Source organism: Companilactobacillus futsaii JCM 17355 (assembly GCF_001435505.1).
Classification (GTDB): Bacteria; Bacillota; Bacilli; order Lactobacillales; family Lactobacillaceae; genus Companilactobacillus; species Companilactobacillus futsaii.
In genome coordinates this window covers 15,232-15,752 of record NZ_AZDO01000076.1, presented here as the reverse complement: position 1 = coordinate 15,752, position 521 = coordinate 15,232, and the positions used below count along the sequence as shown (strand labels likewise).

The 521-nt window shown below is 33.0% G+C and carries 1 protein-coding gene; it reads right to left on the bottom strand.

Annotated elements, in window-relative coordinates; all coding sequences use genetic code 11:
- On the bottom strand, positions 1–521 hold a 521-nt coding region (locus FC88_RS13110), incomplete at both ends, for an RNA-guided endonuclease TnpB family protein (RefSeq protein WP_235526913.1).

Genomic DNA, 521 nt, shown 5'->3' with positions numbered 1-521 from the left:
AGTCTTAATGCTCTCCATGATTGATTAGTGATAGCACGTGATAGTTTATGATTACCAAGAAGATTTTTGGTTTTCAAATCTTCAATAACAATCAAATCATTATTTTCAACTAATTCACGAGTTATTTTATGAAGGTAGTTTTTTCGTTGGTTAGCAATTTTCTCACTATACTTAGCCACCATGAGTTTAGCTTTCATATAATTTGAATATTGTTCTAAAGGCTTTGGATCAATTAATCCAAATTTCTTTTTATACTGGATATCTTTTAGAGCTTGAGCACGTCTTCTAGCTAATCGTTTTTCCCAATAATGTTTTTTGGGGGAAAGTTTTTTATCAAAACGGATAGTCTTGTACTCACTCCCGTCTGAACAGATTACTAGGTCACAAACACCCATATCAAGACCGACAGACTTGTTTGTCTTTGGTAATTGAACTATTTCTTCATCAACTGTAAGAATTGCATAATACTTGTTAGTTGATGATTTACGGATCGTCACGTACTTGATGATACTAGGGATAGC